This is a genomic window from Kitasatospora sp. NPDC057936 (genome assembly GCF_042887525.1).
GTDB lineage: Bacteria > Actinomycetota > Actinomycetes > Streptomycetales > Streptomycetaceae > Kitasatospora.
In genome coordinates this window covers 1-19,306 of record NZ_JBHVPD010000051.1, presented here as the reverse complement: position 1 = coordinate 19,306, position 19,306 = coordinate 1, and the positions used below count along the sequence as shown (strand labels likewise).

General features: G+C 75.8%; 15 protein-coding genes. 9 read left to right on the top strand and 6 right to left on the bottom strand.

Annotation, left to right across the window (positions count from 1 at the left end; all coding sequences use genetic code 11):
- Window positions 1–12 precede the first annotated feature (12 nt).
- Together tnpB and ACFVU9_RS25165 are read left to right on the top strand one after the other, a co-directional pair.
- Window positions 13–1,470 (top strand): IS607 family element RNA-guided endonuclease TnpB, encoded by a 1,458-nt coding sequence (gene tnpB / locus ACFVU9_RS25170; protein WP_387596910.1) that lies wholly within the window; start codon window positions 13–15, stop codon window positions 1,468–1,470.
- 22 nt (window positions 1,471–1,492) lie between these two features.
- Window positions 1,493–2,350 (top strand): NAD-dependent epimerase/dehydratase family protein, encoded by an 858-nt coding sequence (locus ACFVU9_RS25165; protein ID WP_387596907.1) that lies wholly within the window; start codon window positions 1,493–1,495, stop codon window positions 2,348–2,350.
- Window positions 2,351–2,396: 46 nt separating this feature from the next.
- Here the strand turns inward: ACFVU9_RS25165 and fusA are convergent, their stop codons facing one another.
- From fusA to ACFVU9_RS25145, 4 genes are all read right to left on the bottom strand, one after another.
- A complete protein-coding gene (fusA, locus tag ACFVU9_RS25160) occupies window positions 2,397–4,496 on the bottom strand; it encodes an elongation factor G (RefSeq protein WP_387596904.1) in 2,100 nt (699 codons plus the stop codon).
- A gap of 115 nt (window positions 4,497–4,611) precedes the next feature.
- Window positions 4,612–4,755, bottom strand: coding sequence for a hypothetical protein (locus ACFVU9_RS25155; RefSeq protein ID WP_387596901.1), 144 nt, complete (start codon window positions 4,753–4,755; stop codon window positions 4,612–4,614).
- 135 nt (window positions 4,756–4,890) lie between these two features.
- Window positions 4,891–6,519: a protein kinase gene (locus tag ACFVU9_RS25150; protein ID WP_387596898.1), complete on the bottom strand. Its 1,629-nt coding sequence runs from the start codon at window positions 6,517–6,519 to the stop codon at window positions 4,891–4,893.
- Window positions 6,520–6,961: 442 nt separating this feature from the next.
- Entirely contained in the window at window positions 6,962–9,961 is a 3,000-nt protein-coding gene (locus tag ACFVU9_RS25145) for an AAA family ATPase (protein ID WP_387596895.1), read from the bottom strand.
- Between the two features lie 295 nt (window positions 9,962–10,256).
- Between ACFVU9_RS25145 and ACFVU9_RS25140 the strand changes: the two genes are divergently transcribed.
- The 3 genes from ACFVU9_RS25140 (at window position 10,257) to ACFVU9_RS25130 (ending at window position 13,345) form a co-directional block, all read left to right on the top strand.
- A complete protein-coding gene (locus ACFVU9_RS25140; RefSeq protein WP_387596892.1) occupies window positions 10,257–11,747 on the top strand; it encodes an MFS transporter in 1,491 nt (496 codons plus the stop codon).
- 76 nt (window positions 11,748–11,823) lie between these two features.
- Entirely contained in the window at window positions 11,824–12,807 is a 984-nt protein-coding gene (locus ACFVU9_RS25135; protein ID WP_387596889.1) for a zinc-binding dehydrogenase, read from the top strand.
- A 202-nt stretch (window positions 12,808–13,009) separates the two neighbouring features.
- Window positions 13,010–13,345 (top strand): hypothetical protein, encoded by a 336-nt coding sequence (locus ACFVU9_RS25130; protein ID WP_387596886.1) that lies wholly within the window; start codon window positions 13,010–13,012, stop codon window positions 13,343–13,345.
- Between the two features lie 239 nt (window positions 13,346–13,584).
- Here the strand turns inward: ACFVU9_RS25130 and ACFVU9_RS25125 are convergent, their stop codons facing one another.
- Both ACFVU9_RS25125 and ACFVU9_RS25120 read right to left on the bottom strand, forming a co-directional pair.
- Window positions 13,585–14,160 carry a hypothetical protein gene (locus ACFVU9_RS25125; protein WP_387596883.1) on the bottom strand — a complete coding sequence of 192 codons (576 nt, stop codon included), beginning with the start codon at window positions 14,158–14,160 and terminating at the stop codon, window positions 13,585–13,587.
- 72 nt (window positions 14,161–14,232) lie between these two features.
- Window positions 14,233–15,147, bottom strand: a complete 915-nt coding sequence (locus tag ACFVU9_RS25120; protein ID WP_380446708.1) for a DMT family transporter — start codon at window positions 15,145–15,147, stop codon at window positions 14,233–14,235.
- Between the two features lie 193 nt (window positions 15,148–15,340).
- Here ACFVU9_RS25120 and ACFVU9_RS25115 point away from each other — a divergent pair, with 193 nt between their 5' ends.
- The 4 genes from ACFVU9_RS25115 to ACFVU9_RS25100 form a co-directional block, all read left to right on the top strand.
- On the top strand, window positions 15,341–15,874 hold the full coding sequence (locus tag ACFVU9_RS25115; protein ID WP_380508924.1) for a MarR family winged helix-turn-helix transcriptional regulator: 534 nt from the start codon (window positions 15,341–15,343) through the stop codon (window positions 15,872–15,874).
- Window positions 15,875–15,877: 3 nt separating this feature from the next.
- A complete protein-coding gene (locus ACFVU9_RS25110) occupies window positions 15,878–16,429 on the top strand; it encodes a DUF6328 family protein (protein ID WP_380446706.1) in 552 nt (183 codons plus the stop codon).
- Window positions 16,430–16,476: 47 nt separating this feature from the next.
- Window positions 16,477–17,265 carry a hypothetical protein gene (locus ACFVU9_RS25105; protein WP_387596878.1) on the top strand — a complete coding sequence of 263 codons (789 nt, stop codon included), beginning with the start codon at window positions 16,477–16,479 and terminating at the stop codon, window positions 17,263–17,265.
- A gap of 845 nt (window positions 17,266–18,110) precedes the next feature.
- On the top strand, window positions 18,111–19,306 hold a 1,196-nt coding region (locus ACFVU9_RS25100), incomplete at its 3' end, for a trypsin-like serine protease (RefSeq protein ID WP_387596875.1).

The window sequence follows — 19,306 nt, the reverse complement described above, 5'->3', positions numbered from 1 at the left end:
TACGGTCGGCTGGTGATCGTGACGCAGGCGTACCGGTTTGCGCTCGACCCGACACAGCGTCAGGCCAGTGCGTTGCTGCGGCATGCCGGGGCGGCGCGGGTGGCCTACAACTGGGCGCTCGCGCGGGTCAAGGCGAACCTGTCCCAGCGGGAGGCGGAGAGGTCCTACGGCATCGAGGACCTGACGCCCTCGTTCGGCTGGTCGATGTACTCCCTGCGCAAGGCGTGGAACCAGGCCAAGAACGACGTCGCACCGTGGTGGCCGGAGTGCTCCAAGGAGGCCTACGCCACCGGACTGGACCAGCTCGCCGCGGCGCTGAAGAACTGGTCCGGCTCCAGGAACGGCAAACGCAAGGGCCGCCCGATGGGCTTCCCGCGCTTCAAATCGAAGAACAAGGCCGTCAAGTCCTGCCGGTTCACCACCGGCGCCATCCGCCTGGACGGGCGCACGCACGTCGTGCTGCCCGTGCTCGGCCGGATCAAGACGCACGAGTCCACCCGCAAGCTCGCCCGCAGGATCGAGAACGGCACCGCGAGGATCAAGTCCGCGACCGTGCGCCTGGACGCCGGGCGCTGGCACGTCGCGTTCTCGGTCGAGGTCGACCGACCCGACGCGGCACCGGCGCGGCCGGACGCGGTGATCGGCGTCGACCTCGGTGTGAAGACCCTCGCGGTGTTCTCCGACGGCCGGCCCCCGGCCGAGAACCCGAAACACTACGACCACGCCCGCCGGAAGCTCCGGCGCCTGTCGCGCACCGTCTCCCGCCGCACCGGCCCCGACCGCCGCACCGGCCGGCAACCCTCGAAGCGATGGCTGCGCGCCAACGACCAGCGCAACAGAGTCCACCACCGCGTCGCCGACCTGCGCCGCGACGGCATCCACAAACTCACCACCGAACTCGCCCTCGAGTACGGCACGATCGTGGTCGAAGACCTCAACGTCGCCGGGATGGTCAAGAACCGCAGACTCGCCCGGGCCGTCTCCGACGCCGGATTCGGCGAGATCCGCCGCCAACTCGCGTACAAGACCGAATGGAACGGCGGCCGGCTCGAAGTCGCCGACCGCTGGTTCCCCAGCTCCAAGACGTGCTCCGACTGCCGGGCAGTGAAACCCAAACTGCCCCTGCGAGTACGGACCTTCAGCTGCGAACACTGCGGCCTGGTCATCGACCGCGATGAGAACGCCGCACGCAACCTCGCTTCCCTCGTGAAGCACCACGTCACCGGGAGTGGCCCGGAGACGCAAAACGGACGTGGAGCCGACCGTAAGCCGGGACCAGCTCCCGCCGGTGGCCACGAAGCGTCAACCTCGCACCGGCCCCGAGCCGGATCAGACGAGGACCTTTGCCCAGTAATGGGCAAATCCTTGAGGATCACTGATCCCTCAAGGGACGGATCGGCGGTCCGTGGTTGGAGAGGTCTCTGCCGCGGCGCTCCGAGGGCGGGCAGGGTTTGTTCCTGTCAGCGGTGAACGGCTGTGGACGGAGAAGACTGTGACGACGATTCTGGTGACGGGTGCGACGGGCAAGGTCGGGCGGCGGCTGGTGCCGCGGCTGGTGCGGTGGGCCGGTGCCGGGCGGGTGCGGGTGCTGGTGCGCGACGCCGCCCGGGCCGGCGACCTGGCCGCCCTGGGGGTGGACGTGGTCAGCGGGGACCTGCGGGAGGCGGGCGACCGGGCGCGGGCGCTGGACGGCGCGTCGGTGGTGGTGAACGTGGCGGCGGCCTTCCGCGGGGTGCCCGAGGAGGAGGTGTGGGCGGTCAACCGGGACGCGGCCGTGGCGCTGGGGCGCGAGGCGGCGGCGGCCGGGGTGCAGCGGTTCGTCCAGGCGAGCACGACGCTGGTGTACGGGCGGGGGCTGGGGCGCCCGGCCGTGGAGGAGGACCGCCTCGCCCCCGACCCGGCGTGGGGGATCTACCCGGTGTCCAAGGCCGAGGCGGAGGCGGGGCTGGCGGAGCTGGGCGGGCGGCTGCCGCTGGTGGTGGCGCGCCTGGCGTTCGTCTACGGCGAGGGCGACCCGCACCTGGCGGACTCCCTGCACTGGGCCGGCGCCTGGCCCGCGCACCAGCGGCTGGCGACGGTGCACCACGCGGACGTGTCGCAGGCGCTGTGGCGGGCGGCGGTGACCCCGGGGATCGCCGGGCGCACCTACAACGTGTGCGACGACGCGCCGCTGACGGCCTGGGACCTGCACGTCCTGAACGGGGCCGCGCACCCGGGCGGCGGCGCTGCGGCGACGGCGGAGTTCGACCCGTGGGAGGGCCAGGGCTCGACGGCGGCGGCGCGCCGGGACCTGGGGTGGCGCCCGCAGTACCCGTCGGCGTGGGCCGCGCTGGAGGCGGGGGCGCTGTAAGGGGTCCGCCCCCGGGCCCGGTGCGGGCGGGGGCGGACCGGGTGGCTCACGCCGTGGGCACCGGTGCGGGTGCGGGGGCGTAGCCGGCCGGGCGGGTGGTGAAGGTGCCGCGGCCCTGGGTGCGCGAGCGCAGGCGGCTCGCGTAGCCGAACAGCTCGGCCAGCGGCACCACCGCCGTCACCTGGGCGCCCGCCCGGGTGACGTCGGTGGCCTGGACGTGGCCGCGGCGGGCGGCGAGGTCGCCGAGGACGGTGCCCAGCGCGTCCTCGGGCACGCTGACCGTCACCTGGACGACGGGCTCCAGCAGCTGGAGGCGCCCGGCCCGCAGGGCCTCGCGCACGCCGTTGCGGGCGGCGGTGCGGAAGGCGAGCTCGGAGGAGTCCTTGGGGTGGGTCGCGCCGTCGGTGAGGGTGACGCGCACGCCGGTGACGGGGTGGCCGCCGAGCGGGCCCTCGGCGAGGGCGTCGCGGCAGCCGGCCTCGACGGCCTGCACGTACTCGCGCGGGACCCGTCCGCCGGTGACGGTGGACGCGAACACGAACTCCTCCTCTTGTGTGTTGTCCAGGGGCTGGACGTCGAGCACCAGGTGCGCGAACTGGCCGGCGCCGCCGTCCTGTTTGACGTGCCGGTGGACGAAGCCGCTGACGCCTGCGGCCAGGCGTTCGCGGTGGGCCACGCGCGGGCGGCCCACGACGGTGTCGATGCCGTGCTCGCGGCGGATCTTCTCCGCCGCGACCTCCAGGTGCAGCTCCCCCAGCCCGGCCAGCGTGCGCTGCCCGGTCTCGGGGTCGGTGCGCACCCGCAGCGACGGGTCCTCCTCGGCGAGGCGGGCCAGCGCGGTGGCGAGCTTGTCGGTGTCGGCGGCGCGGCGGGCCTCGACGGCGACGGTGACGACGGGCTCGGCGCTGGCCGGGGCCTCCAGCAGGATCGGGGCACCGGGCGCGCACAGGGTGGCGCCGGCGCGGGCGGCCTTGGGGCCGATCACGGCGACGATGTCCCCGGCCAGGGCCCGGTCGGTCTCGGTGCGGCGGTCGGCCTGGACGCGCAGGATGCGCGCGACGCGCTCCAGGCGGCCGGTGGCGGTGTCCAGCACGAGGTCTCCCTTCTCCAGTCGGCCGGCGTAGACGCGCAGGTAGGTCAGGCGTCCGGTGGGGGCGGCGCTCACCTTGAACGCCAGGGCGGTGAACGGCTGCCCGGGGTCGGCGGCGCGCTCCAGGACGGTGTCGTCGCCGGGGCCGGCGGTGCCGCGCACGGCGGGCACGTCCAGCGGGGAGGGCAGGTAGGCGCAGACGGCGTCCAGGAGCGGTTCGATGCCGCGGTTGCGGTAGGCGGAGCCGCACAGCACCACCACCGCCTCGCCGGCGGCGGTCAGGTCGCACAGGGCGGCCGTCAGGGTGGCGGCGCCCAGGGCGCCGTCGGTGCAGAACTCCTCCAGGGCGCCGGGGTGCAGGGCCGCCACCTCCTCCTCCAGGGCGCGCCGGCGGGCGGCGGCCTCGTCGGCGAGGTGCGCGGGCACCGGGTGCTCGCGCATGCCGTCCTCCTCGCTCCAGGTCAGGGCGCGCAAGGTGATCAGGTCGACGACGCCGGTGAACGCGTCCTCGGCGCCGACGGGCAGCTGCACGGCCAGCGGGTGCGGGTGCAGGCGCTCGCGGATGGAGGCGACGGCGGTGTCCAGGTCGGCGCCGGCGCGGTCCAGCTTGTTGACGAACGCGATCCTGGGCACGCCGTGGCGCTCGGCCTGGCGCCACACCGACTCGCTCTGCGGCTCGACGCCGGCCACCGCGTCGAACACCGCGACCGCGCCGTCCAGGACGCGCAGCGAGCGCTCGACCTCGTCGGCGAAGTCGACGTGGCCGGGGGTGTCGATGAGGTTGATCCGGTGCCCGGCCCAGGCGCAGGAGACGGCGGCGGCGAAGATGGTGATGCCGCGGTCGCGTTCCTGGGGGTCGAAGTCGGTGACGGTGGTGCCGTCGTGGACCTCGCCGCGCTTGTGGGTGGTGCCGGTGAGGTAGAGGATCCGTTCGGTGACGGTGGTCTTGCCGGCGTCGACGTGGGCGAGGATGCCGAGGTTGCGGACGGCGGCGATCGCGGTGGCGGTGCCGGTGGTCGTGGTGGTGGCGGTGCTGGTGGTGGTCTCGGTGCGCATGGCCCGGCCTTTCGGAGGTGATCCGCGGGTGGGTGGGCGCGCGATTCGACGGGTGCCGACGTGACGTCACCTGTGGTGGCGTGTGCGGCCCTCGGCCGTCTGCGGGTGGCCTTGTTCAGGCATTCGTCGCACCCGTCCCCCGGTGCCGGCCGCGCAGCGGGCACCGGAAGGACGGGGACACCAGGATCACCTCGTACCGGGACGCGGGAGAGGCGGCAGGAGCCGTGGAGGGGGCGGCGGCGGTGCGCTGGGCGGCCATGGCCACTCCCCTCCCCTGACTGCTGGTCTCGGCGCGTCACGGGCGTGACTGCCCGGCGAGTCTAGGGAAGGCGGGCGGCGCGGCGCGACGGGATTTCCCGCGGCCTTGTGCGCGGGTGTGTCAGTGCGGGGTGTGTCAGTGCGCGGACTGCTTCCAGGCGGTGGCGGTGAAGGTGAGGTCGCGGTCGGGATCCTTGACGCGCAGTTCGAGGTACATGACGCTGTGGCCGGACTGGTCGCTGCTGTCGAGGCAGAACCGGGTACCGGCGGTGAGCTGGTCGTAGGTCAGCGCGGTGTTCTTGTACTTCTGCCGGCTGTCCAGCTGCTGGAGCGCCGTCAGGCAGCCGGCGAGGTCCTTCGGCGCGTCCACGGGGGCGACGAGGTCGGTGGCGATGTGCAGGACGGGCGCGGCGCCCTGGCCGTCGCACTGGTAGGTGACGTTGCCCCGCCGGGCGGTGGCGTGCGGCGGGCCGGCCGGGTCGTCGAGCTGGACGCCCCAGCCCGATCCGCCGTTGAACGGGCAGCTCCCGCCCTGCATGGTGAACGTGGCCGGCTGGTAGAGCTGGACGTAGGCCGGGCCGCCCGCACTGGGCGTCAGCGTCGGGCCGCGCCCGGGCACGGGGAGTCCTCCGGGCTGCTCGCGGGTGCCCGTCGCGGCGGACGCGGCGCCGGTGTCCGGGGAGGAGCCGGGGGCGTTGACGAAGGCGATCACCAGGCCGGCGGCCAGCAGCATACAGGCGCCGATGAGCGCGATGCGCCGGCGGCGGGCGCGGATGACGCGGGGGTCGTCGAAGGTGACCGGGGACAGGAGGACGGGCCTGCGGGGCGCCTCGATGGCCCGGGGCGGCTCGGCGGCCCGGGGCGGTTTCGGTGTGTCGACGGCGGTCGGGGTCGGTACCGGTAGCGGTACCGGGGGCTGCGGTTGCCCGGCCGGCGGGCGCAGGCGGGCCAGGGCGGCGTGGGCGTCCTCGGGCCGGTCGGCGGGGTGTTTGGCGAGCAGGTCCAGGACGAGGGCATCCAGGTGCGCGGGGATGCCGGCGCGCACGGTGCCGGGGGCGGGCGGGGTCTTGTCGATGTGCTGGTAGAGGATCGAGCCGATGTTGCCGGTGGCGGTGTCGACCCAGGGGCTGCCGGTGAGCAGCTGGTAGAGGACGCAGCCGAACGCGTACAGGTCGGTGCGGTGGTCGAGGCCGGTGGCGCCGTTGATCTGTTCGGGGGCCATGTAGAGCGGGGTGCCGGCGATGGCGCCGGTGGCGGTGAGCTGGGTGGCGCCGGCCAGGCGGGCGATCCCGAAGTCGCAGATCTTGACCCGTCCGCCGTCCAGCAGGAACAGGTTGGCGGGTTTGATGTCGCGGTGGACGATGCCGTGCGCGTGGGCGGCGGCCAGGGCCTCCAGCACCTGGGCGGCGAGGTCGAGGGCCTGCTCCAGGGGCAGCCCGCCGGGGTGGCCGGCGATGGTGTGCTGCAGGTCGCGGCCCCGCATCAGCTCCATAACGAGGAACAGCAGGGGCTGCGTGCCGTCGTGGTGCTCGCCGACGTCGAAGACGGTGGTGATGCCCGGGTGGACCAGCTGGGCGGCGATCTCGGCCTCGCGGCGGAAGCGGGCCACCTCGGTGGCGTCCGCGCCGGCGGCCAGCGGCAGGATCTTGACGGCCACCGGGCGGCGCAGCCGCCGGTCGGTGGCGCGCCACACCTCGCCCATGCCGCCGCGGCCGATCAGGCCGGCCAGCTCGTAGCGGTCGGCCAGTTCCATCCCCGTGCGCACCGGCACTCCCCCGTGATCCGTGACACCCGCGCCCCTCGCGCGCGGGTCATTCCACCAGCGCGCGAGGGGCCCGGTCCAGTCGCGGAGGTGCGCACGGCGCGGGGCGGGGCGGGCGCATCTGCCGGCCGGCGTCCGTACGTTCCCGGACGACCGGTACCGCGGGCGGCCGCCGGGCCTGCCCTCCCCCGGAGGGTTCCGCGAGCCAGGCGTACCGGCGGCAGCTGCTTCCCGGCCCCGCCGCCGACGGCCGGGACCCGCGGCTCTCACAATCCCTCGCCCCCCCGGAGAGCTCCGCGAGGCCGCCCGGCGAACCGGCGGCAGCCACCTCCCGGCCCCGCCGCCGACGGCCGGGACCCGCGGCTCTCACAATCCCTCGCCCCCCCGGAGGGCTCCGCCAGGCCGCACGGCGAACCGGCGGCCGTCCCGCCGGGAGTGGCGGACGTCAGTCGAAGAGGCGGCGGTGGTGGGCCAGGGCGGCGGCCTCGGTGCGGGAGGTGACGGCGAGTTTGGCGAGGATGTTGGAGACGTGGACGCCGGCGGTCTTGGCGGAGATGAACAGGGCCTCGCCGATGGCGCGGTTGCTGTGGCCCTGGGCGACCAGGCGCAGCACGTCGGTCTCGCGCGGGGTCAGGCCCAGGCCCTGGGCGCCTTCGGGGGCGGTGGTGGTCAGGCGGTGGCGGGCGGCCAGGCGGGCGGCGTGGCGGGTGAGGGCGGGGGCGGGCAGGGCGGTGGCGAGGGCGTCGGCCTCGCGCAGGAACTCCTCGGCGGCGGTGCGCTCGCCGGTGGCCAGGGCGGCGTCGGCGGCGCGCAGCAGGGCTTCGGCGAGGGGGTGGGGGTGGGCGAGGGCGCGCCAGGCGGTGACGGCGGCGTGCTGGGCGGCGGTCTCGGTGCTCAGGAGGGCGCGGCAGGAGGCGCGGTGGGCCTGCTGGAGGGGGCCGGGGGCGGGCAGGTGCTCGACGAGGGCGGTGAGGGCGGTGGTGAGGCCGGCGGCCGCCGGGTCGGGGTGCAGGGTCTGGGCGGTGAGCAGGCCGGTGTGGGCCAGCGGCCAGGCGAGGGCGGGGTGGTCGGCCAGGTGCGGGTCGGCGAGGGCGGTGCGCAGCAGGTGGGCGGCGCGGGTGTGGTCGCCGGTGGCGAGGGCGGTGCGCAGCTGGAGGTCGTGCAGGGGCAGGAGGAATTCGCGGCCGGTGTAGTGGGGGGTCAGGAGGTGTTCGGCGTGGGCGGCGGCCTCGGTGGCGGCGCCGGTGTCGTCGGCGGTGAGGGCGAGGGTGCCCAGGCAGGTGAGCAGGACGGCCCGGTACAGGGGCGGCGGGTCGAGGGCGAGGGCGTCGTCGGCGGCGGTGCGGGCCTGGTCGTGGTGGCCGAGGTGGGTGAGGGCGTCGGCGAGGACGGCGGCCAGGACGGCGCCGCGGCTGCCGGCCAGTCCGGCCCGGCGGGCGGCGTCCAGGCCGTGGCGGGCGGCGGTGGCGGCGTCCTCGTAGCGGCCGTCGGCCTTGTGGGTGACGCAGGCGACGACGGCGACGAGGGCGGCGGTGTCGTCGTCGCCGGCTTCGGCGGCCAGGCGGGCGGCGGTGTCGCAGTGGGCGCGGGCCTGGTGGGGGTTTCCGGTGTGGGAGGCGTGGGCGGCGAGGGTGGCCAGGGCGAGGGCCTGGACGCCGGGGTCGCCGGCCAGGCGGGCGAGGTGGAGGGCGGTTTCGGCGTGGCCGAGGGCCTCGTGGTGGTGGGTCAGGACCCACAGGCGGCTGGCGAGGGTGGCGAGCAGGCGGGCGCGGACGGCGACGGCGGGGGCGTCGGTGGGGGTGTCCGGTGCGGTGGGGGTGTCGGGCAGGGTGCGGACGGCTTCGCGCAGGTCGTCCAGGCCGTCCTGGCCGGCGCGGTGCTTGAGCAGGCTGCGGGTCTCCAGGAGCAGGGCGCGGCGGGCGGCGGCGGCCGGTGCGGCGGGGCCCGTGGGGGTGGTGTCGAGGAGGTCGAGGGCGGTGGTGGCGTGGGCGATGCCGCGCAGGGCCTGGCCGGCGTCCAGGGCGGCGCGGGCGGCGGCGGCCGCCACGTCGGCGCGCTCGGACGGGGCGGCGGCATCGGTGCCGGCATCGGTGTCGGGGTGGCCGCCGGTGGGGTGGCCGTCGGTGGGGTGGCCGTCGGCGGGCCAGAGGTCCAGGACCCGTTCCAGCAGCGCGAGTTGCTCGGCGTAGGCGTGGGCGCGCCGGGCCCGGTCGGCGGCGCGGGCGGCGGCGGCCAGCGCGCGGGGGCGGTCGCCGGCGGCGTGCCAGTGGGCGGCCAGGGCCGCGTCGAGCCGGTCGGGCGCGGCGAGGGCGGGGTCGGCGGCCAGCGCGCGGGCGTAGGCGGCGTGCAGGCGGGCGCGTTCGCCGGGCAGCAGGTCCTCGTGGACGGCGGCGCGCAGCAGGGCGTGGCGGAAGCGGTAGCCGTCGCCGTCGGGCTGCAGCAGGCGGCGTTCGACGGCCTGGCGCAGCCACTGGTCCAGGTCCGCGTGGTCGGGCAGGACGGCGGTGAGCAGGCGGTGGCCGACGGTGTCCTCGACGGCGCAGGCGGCCGAGGCGGCGCGCACCACCTGCCGTGCGGCATCGGGCAGTTCGCGCAGGGCGGTGAGCAGCAGGTCGCGCAGGGGGACGGGGGTGGCGGGGCCGCCGGCCTCGGCGAGGGCCTCGACGAACAGGGGGTTGCCCTGGCTGCGGCGGTGGATCTCCTCGGCGCGGGCGGGGTCGAGTCCGTGGTCGGCCAGCCAGCGGGCGACGTCGGCGCGGCGCAGCGGGGCGGGGTCGACGCGGCGTACGGGGCCCAGGCGGGTGAGGGCGGTGAGCAGGGGGTGCAGGGGGTGGTCGTCGGGCAGGTCGGTGGAGCGGTGGGTGGCCAGGAGGAGGACGCCGGGGCGGGTGAGGGTGCGGGCGAGGTAGAGCAGGAGGTCGCGGCTGGAGGTGTCGGCCCAGTGGAGGTCCTCGACGACCAGGACGACGGGGTGGTGTGCGGCGGCGGCCTCGACGAGGGTGCGGACGGCGTCGAAGAGGCGGGAGCGTCCGTGGGGGTCGGGTGCGGGCGGTGTCCGGGGGTCGTCGAGGGCGTGCGGGTGGGGGGTGTCGTCGAGTTCGGGCAGCCAGGGGGCGAGGGCGCGGCGCCCGGCGGGGCCGAGGGCGCCGGCCGTCCACGGGGTGCCGAACTCGCGTGCCAGGGCGCGCAGCAGGGCGGCGAACGGGGCGTAGGGGAGGCTGTCGGCGCCCAGGGCCAGGCAGCCGCCGAGGTAGGCGCGGGTGTCGGTGTGCGCGGCGAGGTGGGTGGTGAACTCCTCGACGAGGCGGGTCTTGCCGATCCCGGCTTCCCCGCCGACGAGGACCGTCAGCGGGCCGGCGGCGCACGCGTGGGCGTGGGCGTCGGCGAGGGCGCGCAGTTCGGCGCTGCGGGCCAGCAGGGGCGCGGGGCGGGACGGCGTGATCACCGGCGGCATCCTACGTCGGGGCGGGCGGGGGCGCGCCGAGGTGCTCGGGGCGGGCGGGGCGGCCGGGGCGGGCGGGTCAAGGTCCTGGCCGAGGACCTGGCCGAGGCGGCCGACGCCCTGGCCGGGGCCTGGGTTGTGTGCCGTTCGGCAGGGTTCGGGGCGCCCGGGCGCCGGATCTGAAGAGGTGTCTAGGCAATCCGCCCCATGTGCGGGGCGGGTGTGCGGAGCGAGGCTCTTCCCAGCGGTGATCGACACCGCCGCGCACCACGCGGTGCGCCGACGAAAGGCTCCGTCCGTGCACACCGTTCTTCCCGATCCGCGCCGCTGGCGCACCCTGCCGGTGATCCTGCTGGCGACCTTCATGGCCGCGTTCGACTACATGGTCGTCAATGTCGCCGCTCCCTCCCTGGCCCGCGACCTGGGGGCGGGTCCGGCCGCGCTCGAACTGGTCGTCGGCGGCTACGGGTTCACCTACGCGGCGGGCCTGGTCACCGGCGGCAAGCTGGGCGACCTGTTCGGCCACCGGCGTCTGTTCCTGCTCGGCATGGCGGGCTTCACGGCCGCGTCCCTGCTGTGCGGGCTGGCCGCCAGTGCCCCCGAGCTGATCGCCGCCCGTCTCGTGCAGGGCCTGGCGGCGGCGGCGATGGCCCCGCAGGTCCTCGCCCTGATCACGGCCGCCTTCCCGGCCGGGGAGCGCCCGCGCGCCCTGGCCTGGTTCGGGCTGACGATCAGTCTGGGCGGCATAGCCGGGCAGGTGCTGGGCGGAGCGCTGCTGCAGGCCGACGTGTTCGGCCTGGGCTGGCGGGTGATCTTCCTGGTGAACGGGCCCGTCGGCGTCGCCGCGCTCGCCGCGGCCGCCCGTCTGCTGCCCCGGCGCGCCCCTGCCGCCCGCCCCGGCCTGGACCCGGTCGGCGCGCTCGCCCTGACCCTCGCCCTCGCGCTCGCCCTGGTGCCGCTGGTGGTCGGACGCGAGGAGGGCTGGCCGCTGTGGAGCGTGCTGTCGCTGGCGGCCGCCGTGCCCGCGCTGGCCGCGGCCCTGGCCTGGATGCGCCGTGTGGCCGCGCGCGGCGGCGAGCCGCTGCTCGACCTCGCCCTGTTCGCCTCCCGCCCGCTGCGCGTCGGACTGCTCGTCAACGTCGCCGTCATGGCCGCCTTCGGCGGCCTGATGCTCACCACCACCCTGCTCCTGCAGGGCGGGCTCGGCCTGGACGCCGCCCACGCCGGGCTGGTGTTCGTGCCGCTGGGCGCCGGCACCATGACCGCCGCCCTGCTCGGCCGGCACCTGGCCGCCCGCCTGGGCCCGCGCGCCCTGCCGGCCGGCAACGCCCTGGGCACCGCCGGCATCGCCCTGCTCGCCCTCGAACTGCACCTGGCCGGCGCCTCGGCCGGCGCCCCGCTGATAGCCGCGCCGCTGGCCCTGGTGGGCCTGGGCAGCGGGCTGACCATGCCCGCCCTGACCGGCACCGTCCTGGGCGGCGTGCGCCCCGAGCGGGCCGGCGCCGCCTCCGGGATCCTGACGACCACCCAGCAGTTCTCCACCGCCACCGGCGTGGCCGTCCTCGGCGCCGTCTTCTTCTCCGCCCTGGGCCACCACCCCACCCCGGCCGGCTACGCGGGCGCCGCCGAACACGCCCTGTGGCTCGCCGCGCTGCTGTACGCGGCGGCGACCGCCCTGGTCACGCGGCTTCCCCGGCCCCAGGCACCCGCCGCCGCGCCCGTCTCCGCGCCCGTCTCCGCGCCCGTCACCGCCGCGGCCCCGGACACCAAGACCCCCGTCTCCGCCTGACCCGCTGCCCCCCTTTGCCCTCCCCTTCGCCCCCCTTTGCCCTCCCCTCCCCCCTCCCCCTGAAGGACTGATCACGATGCGCGGCTTCATCACCGACCCCACCGCCCCGGCCGGCCTGCGCCTGAGCGACACCCTGCCCGAACCCGAGCCCGCCGACGGCGAGTTCCTCATGGCCGTCCACGCCTACGCCCTCAACCGCGACGAGCTCAACCTCATCCGCCGCCGCCCTGACGGCTGGCGCCCCGGCCAGGACGTCGCCGGCACCGTGCTGCGCGCCGCCGCCGACGGCACCGGCCCCGCCGCCGGCACCCGCGTGCTGGCGCGCCTGGACGAGCACGGCTGGGCCGAGCGCGCGGCCGTGCCCGTCCACAGCGCCGCCGTCCTGGCGGACACCGTCCCCTTCACGCAGGCGGCGACCCTGCCCATCGCGGGCGTCACCGCCCTGCGGGCCCTGCGCCAGGGCGGCCCGCTCCTGGGCGCGAACGTCCTGGTCACGGGCGCCACCGGCGGCGTCGGCCAGTTCGCCGTCCAGCTCGCGGCGGCCGCCGGCGCCCGCGTCACCGCCCACGTCAGCCGGCCCGAACGGGCCGAGGCCGCCCGGGCCCTGGGCGCCCGCCACACCGTCACCGGCCTCGCGGACGCCGCCGCCCACGGCCCCTACCAGCTGGTCCTGGACGGCATCGGCGGCCCCGGCCTCACCGACGCCGTCCGCCTCCTCGCCCCCGGCGCCACCGCCGTCCTGTACGGGAACGTCGCCGGGCCCTCCCAGCTGTCCATCGGCGACTTCTACGCCCAGGGCTGGAACGCCCGCCTCGTCGGCCTGATCAGCGGCGACCCCGCCGGCGCCGCCGGCGAGGCCGGTCCGGGCATGGCGGCCGACCTCGCCACCCTGGTACGCCTGGTCGCCGACGGCCGGCTCACCCCCCACACGAGCCTCACCGCCGACTGGACCCGCACCCCCGACGCCCTCACCGCCCTGGCCCGCCGCGACATCCGCGGCAAGGCCGTCCTGACCCTGCCCCCGGCCGGCACCGACCCCACCCTCGACCGCCACCTGTGACCCGCCCCGCAACGGGCCACCGGCCCCCGCCGAGCCGGCTCCCACACCAACTCCCGGGCCGCGCAGCCCGATCGCCCCGGTCACCGACCAACTTTCCTGCCACAAAGGCCAGTTCGGCCGGAATGGCCCGCGCTCCGGCCACCACCGCATCCGTCCCCATACCGACGGATCCTGGCAGACTGGCGCCATGACGAGGAAGCCGATGATCGTGCTCACCGACACCGTGGACGCTTCGGCCGACCGCGTGTTGGACCTCATTGCCCGCACGTTCAGCGGAGTCGTGGGGCTGGATCCGGCACGGGCCGAAATCGACCGGGAGCAGGGCCGGTTCGCCTATCAGGGCGGCTGGTGGTACCGCGGAGAGTACGAGGTCACCGCGGAGGCCGGGCGCACCAGGGTCACGCACCGGGTCTTCAACGTGGCCGGCCGGGGCAGCAGGTGGGCCGTCCCCTTGGCCAACAAGTTCTTCTTCGGCTTCCGCGAGCGGACCGAGGCGGGCTTTCGCGAGCTGCTGCACGAGGCCGGTCGGGACCACTGACTCCGGTACCGCATGGCGCACGAGAACTCCCGCGTCCCGGAAGGCGTTGCGCCCCGACCCGGCAGCTCGATCGTCCCGTACGGGCGGCGGTCGTGTTTGAGGACGGTGGCCGGGTCGGCGGCGTGGGGGCGCGGCCGTCGTCAAAGGCGTCGTCGGCGTCGTCGCCGCAGTCGTCGAACAGGTAGCGGGGCCGGACGTCGGGCTCGGCGGTGCGGACGCCCCTGGGTGCTCCCCCGCGCCTACCCGGCGCAGGCCGGGATCGGGTCCGTTCCCGGGCAGCAGGTGGTGTCCTCGTCGGCGATCACCTCGGTGCAGCCCCCGCAGAGCCACACCGTCTCGGGCTCGACGGGCCCGGACGCGGACACCTCGTTGTCACGTACCGTCAGCTGCCAGGTGTCCCAGGACTCCTCGCCCTGGGCGTCGATCACGCCGTCGAGCACGTGATCGAAGGTGAAGTCCCCGAACCCGGGCTCGCCCTGGGCGTGGGCGCCGGGCTTGAGGAAGTGGCCGACCAGGTAGGCCATCCACTCGGGCGCTTCGTAGAACTTCTCGTGCCCGTTCCACTCGATCGCGGCGCCGTCGTCCGTGGGCTCCCACTGGCACCACAGGCCGGGCTGGCCCGCCGGGGGCCTGCCGGAGTCGCGGACGTCCGGGTCGGGGCCCTGTCCCGCGTGGCCGGTGCCGTCGACGTAGTAGGGGCCGTTGGCACGGTCCATGCGCCGGGTGCCGGCGAACTTCCGCAGGTAGGCGGCCTCCTGCTCGTTGAGTGGCGGCTCGACGGCGATCCGGCCGGTGAATTCCGTGGTGTAGCCCATGCCCGGGATCGTAGCCACGCCCTCCGACATCCCGGACCGGCCCGACGGGCGGAGGGCCGCCGTGACGGGTGTTCAGCCGCCGGTACGGGCCGGCCTGGGAGTGTCCGGCTGCGGGGCGCCGGGGCGGACGGGATTGCGGGCGGGGCTGCGGGGACGGCCGAGGAGGACGCCGGCCAGGACCAGGACCAGTCCGGCCCCCTGCCGCGCGCCCAGGTCCTCGCCGCCGAGCGCCGTGCCCAGCAGCACCCCGGCGAGCGGGTTGAGCAGGCCGAGCAGGCCGACGGTGCCGGCCGGCAGGTGGCGCAGGCCCGCGAACCAGAGCGCGAACGCGAGCGCGGTCGCGACCACGGTCACGTAGCCGAAGGCGAGCAGCACACGCGCGTCCATGGCGGGCGGCGGGCCTTCGGCGGCGGCGGCCAGCGGCAGCAGGAGCAGGCCGCCGGCGGTCAGCTGCCAGGAGGTGGCGGCCAGCGGGTCGGCGCCCTCGCGCCAGCGCGCGGCCAGGACGTAGCCGACGGAGGAGACGAGCATGGCCGCCGTGGAGGCCGCGAGCCCGCCGGCGGTCACCGTGGCGCCGGAGCCCAGGAGCATCAGCGCGACCCCGCCGAGCCCGACGAACGCGCCCGCCAGGTGGGCGCGCCGGGGGCGCTGGCCGGCCAGGGCCCAGGCGGTGAGCAGCATGGCGAGCGGGGAGGCGGCCATGACGGTGGCGGCGGTGCTGGTGGGCAGCTGCTGGGAGGCGAGGTAGAGCAGGACGAAGAAGACGGCGGTGTTGAGGGTGCCGAGCAGGGCCGAGCGCCACCACCAGGGGCCGTGGGGGCGGCGGCGGGCGAGGGCGAGCAGGAGCAGGCCGGCGGGCAGGGCGCGCAGGGCGGCTCCCCACAGGGGCTGGTCGGGGGGCAGCCAGGCGCGGGTGACGTAGTAGTTGGCGCCCCAGGCGAGGGGGGCGAGGGCGGTCAGGAGCACCCACCGCAGATTACCTTCCATGGAAGCCAATATAGCTTCCCGGGAAGCTATGCGCGCTACGATGGGTGCCATGGAGCCGAAGCACCCCGCGCCGCAGGACCCGCAGGACCCCCACCGGCAGAACCCGCAGGACCCCGCCCCGCAGGACTCACAGGCCCCCGACCGGCAGGACCCCGACCGACAGGACCCGCAGGGCCCGCCGGGCCCGGACCACGTGGCCGCGATCCAGGCCGAGTGGCGCCGCGAGCGTCCCGACCTGGACGTCTCCCCGCAGGCCGTGATCGGGCGCCTGCACCGTCTGGCCGCGCGCCTGACCGGCGAGCTGAACCTGGTCTACGCGCGCTACGGCCTGGGCGAGGGCGAGTTCGACGTCCTGGCGGCGCTGCGCCGGGCCGGGGCTCCGTACGAGCGGGCGCCCGGGGAGCTGGCGGCGCACACGATGGTGACCACCGGGGCGATGACCAAGCGCATCGACCGGCTGGAACGGGCCGGGCTGGTCACCCGCCGCCAGGCCGAGGGCGACCGGCGCGGGCGCGTGGTCGCGCTCACCGGGGCGGGCGTGCGGCTGATCGACGAGGCGTTCACCGCGCACATGCGCAACGAGCACCGGCTGCTCGCCCTGCTCGACCCCGGGCAGGCGCGCGCGCTGGAGGGGCTGCTGACCGTCTGGCAGCAGCGCCTGGAGGCGGGCCCGGACACCGGCCGCCCGGACGGCGGCCACCGACCCGCGCGGGCCCGCACAATGTGACGCATGACCAGCACCCCTGCGCCGCAGCCCCCGTCCGGCACCCCCTCCCCCGCGCCGCCCTTCTTCACGGAGAGCCCGGCGGCGCGGGCGGACCGGCGGCTGATCGAGCTGCTGCAGGAGCTGCGGGTGCTGCAGACCGGGGTGCAGATCGTGTTCGCGTTCCTGCTCGGGGTGGCCTTCACCCCGCGCTTCGCCGAGCTCGGCGACCTGCAGCAGGACGTGTACGTCACCACGCTGCTGCTGGCGGTGCTGGCCTCCGCGGTGTTCGCGACGCCGGTGGCGCTGCACCGCGGGCTGTTCCGCCACCCGGGCAAGGAACGGATCGTCAGGGTGTCGGTGCGCATCGCCCAGCTCGGCCTGGTGCTGCTGGCCTCGGCGCTGAGCGGCGCGGTGCTGCTGGTGCTGGACGTCGTCCTCGGCACACCGGTGGCGCTGGTGATCTCCGGGGTGGTGGCGCTGGTCTTCGCGGGCCTGTGGTTCGTCCTGCCGTGGGCGGTGCGGCGCCCGCTGGAACGCGAGGCCACGGCCGCCGGAACAACGGTGATCAAGCCGTGACCTGCACGAATTTCAGTTCACCCGCGACCGGCCACTAGCGTTTGCCCGTGAACAGCAGTAGCAGCAACAGCAACAACAGCAGTGACGACCGCGGCGGCGAGCTGCCCCGGGTCTGGCCGCGCAACCTGGCGTACGCGGCGGGCGCGGCGGCGGTCGCCTTCGCGGTGATGCGGGTCCTCCAGCCCGCCGGCGACGACGGCGCCCCGGCCGCGAAGCCCGCCCCGGCGCCCGCCGCCTCCACCCCCGCGCCCGGCGCGCCCGCCTCCGCCCCCTCCCCCGCCGCTTCGGCCTCGCCGGGCGCGCCGGGCGCGCTGGCGCCGATCGCGCTGGAGGACGCGTACCCGGCGCAGGTGACGGCCGGCGGCATCGTCTACACCCGGGTCGGCTCGAAGACGCTGACCACGTGCACGAGCGCGGACTCGGTGGGCCCGCGCCTGATCGCGCTGGTGAAGCAGGGTCACGGCTGCCTCAGCCACCAGATCGCCCTGTACAAGGACGAGCGGAGCAACCAGTACAACCTGTCGGTGTTCACCTTCAGCGACCCCGCCGACACCGCCCACGTGCTCACCCGGCTGGCCGCGGACATCACCGACCACCAGGTCGGCGCCCAGGCCCCGCCCCCGGGCGCGGGCCTGCCCGTCCTGCCGGCCGACAGCGGGATGGTGCAGTCCTTCGCGGGCGCCGGCCGCGCGATGATCGTCGGCCTCGGCCAGTGGTCCGACGGCCACGCCACCGACTACCAGCACCTGACCGACCGTCTGAGCCCGCTGCTCGACGCGGTCTCCAAGAAGGCCCTGGCCCACGAGACCGGCAAGCCCCCCGCCGGCGCGAGCTGACCGAAGGCCGCGGGCGCCGCGATCACCGCCCGTACACGCACACACGCCGAGGCCCTGCCGCCCCCGTGGCACCAGGGGCAGCAGGGCCTCGGCGCTCTCCGGACGGGGCCTGCGGGAATCCGCGGACGCCGAATGCCCCGCAGGAGCGCCGGAACCCGGAGCACCGGAGCCCGGAGGGCCGGAAGACGGCCACCACCGCGGCACCGCCTCCCCGGGACCGCACACCCCGCGCACCCCGCACACCGAAGTGTCCGGGAAAGCTCCCCGACTCTCCTTCGTCCACGCCTGATCCGAGTACGCGGCGAACGCACGGCACACGATGCGAACCGTCCGGAGAACGGGACGCGGAATTCCCGGCCGTGGCGCGAACCGGCTCTTCAGGTTTCCGCAACGGTCTCCAACACCCCGGTACGCGCCGGGCCGCAATATCCCGGCAACCCCCCGGACCAGCGCGGGAACCTGCGTGATCATGCAGATCGCCGAGGATTTCCGGCCAAGATCCCCAACGGGCGCAGCCGTTTCTGCACGTCCTGTGATCTCCTACTCTTTGGCTTTGCCTTACTCCCCCATGACCTTCGGTCAGGTGTCCCGGGGGAACGGTGCGGGCCGTCCCGGGCGCATTGCACCGCAAGGTCCGCATGCGCTGCGGAGCTGCAGAAACGGGGGGATGGGTGCACGGGGCGAGTAGTCCTGCGCGGAGGGGTGCCGCTGTCCTGCCCGGCGCCGCCGTCGGCAGTGCCGCTGCTGCCACCGCCGCCACTGCCGCCGTCATCGTCACTGCCGCCGTCATCGCCGCTACCACCACCGCCGGCTGATCCCGGCCTTTCCCAGGGGGGAACGTTCCCATGTCCCACAGCACTTCGTCCCGTTCGCGCCGCGCGGGCATACTCTGCGTCGCGGTCGCCGCGGCAGCCGGTGCGCTGACCACCTTCTCCGCCGCGCCGGCCGGGGCCGTCGTCGGGGACGCGGCGGCGGACGGGGCGTACGCCTACACCGCGAAACTCTCGATCGGTGACGGCCTGCGCTCCTGCACCGGTGCGCTGGTGGACCGCAACTGGATCGTCACGGCCGCCGGTTGCTTCTCCGACGACCCGGCGCAGCCGCAGACGCTGACGGCCGGCGCGCCGAAGTGGAAGACCACCGCCGTCGTCGGGCGCACCGATCTGGCCGGGTCGGCCGGGCGGGAGGTGCAGGTGACGCAGCTGGTGCCGCGGGCCGACCGGGACCTGGTGCTGGCGCGGCTGAGCACGCCGGTGGACGGCATCGCGCCGCTGGCCGTGGCGACGGGCGCGCCGGTGGCGGGCGAGAAGCTGCGTGTGGCGGGGTACGGGCGCACCAAGGACGAGTGGGTGCCGGGCAGGCTCCACTCGGGGGTGTTCGGTCTGGACGCCGTGCAGGCGACGGCCGTCGCCACCAGTGGCCAGAACGGGGCGGCGGTGTGCAAGGGCGACACGGGTGCGCCCACGGTCCGTGAGACGAACGGCAGGGCCGAGCTGGTGGCGGTGGCGTCGCGTTCGTGGCAGGGCGGGTGCCTGGGGGTGGCCGAGACCCGTACCGGGGTGTCCTCCAGCCGGGTGGACGACGTGGCCGGGTGGGTCAACGGCGTCGTGCACAAGCGCGGCGTGCGCGGTGACACGGACGGCGACGGGCGTGCGGACGCGCTCATGGCGTACTACCACGCGGACGGGCGGATCGGTTTCTACACCGCGCCGGGCGACGCGAACGGGCTGCTGGGCGACTTCACGGCCGGGTACACGGTGCCGGCCGAGGGCCACTGGGACCGCAATGCGATGAAGCTCGTCGCAGGGGACTTCAACGGCGACGGCCGCACCGACCTGGCCATGCTCTACCGCCGCCCCGACGGCTCGATCGACTTCTACACCGCGCTGGCGGACGCCACCGGGCACATCGGCGCGTTCAAGTCCTCCCCCAAGTCGGTTCCGGCGAGCGGCAACTGGGACTGGAACGCGATCCAGCTGTTCGCGGGCGACACCAACGGCGACGGGCGTGACGACGTCATCATGACGTACTACCACGCCGA

What these genes read in the sequence shown, in the direction of transcription:
- fusA (WP_387596904.1), bottom strand. Translation starts at nt 4,496, where the DNA reads ATGCGCACCGAGACCACCACCAGCACCGCCACCACCACGACCACCGGC.
- ACFVU9_RS25155 (WP_387596901.1), bottom strand. Translation starts at nt 4,755, where the DNA reads ATGGCCGCCCAGCGCACCGCCGCCGCCCCCTCCACGGCTCCTGCCGCC.
- ACFVU9_RS25135 (WP_387596889.1), top strand. Translation starts at nt 11,824, where the DNA reads ATGCGCGGCTTCATCACCGACCCCACCGCCCCGGCCGGCCTGCGCCTG.
- ACFVU9_RS25130 (WP_387596886.1), top strand. Translation starts at nt 13,010, where the DNA reads ATGATCGTGCTCACCGACACCGTGGACGCTTCGGCCGACCGCGTGTTG.
- ACFVU9_RS25125 (WP_387596883.1), bottom strand. Translation starts at nt 14,160, where the DNA reads ATGGGCTACACCACGGAATTCACCGGCCGGATCGCCGTCGAGCCGCCA.
- ACFVU9_RS25120 (WP_380446708.1), bottom strand. Translation starts at nt 15,147, where the DNA reads ATGGAAGGTAATCTGCGGTGGGTGCTCCTGACCGCCCTCGCCCCCCTC.
- ACFVU9_RS25110 (WP_380446706.1), top strand. Translation starts at nt 15,878, where the DNA reads ATGACCAGCACCCCTGCGCCGCAGCCCCCGTCCGGCACCCCCTCCCCC.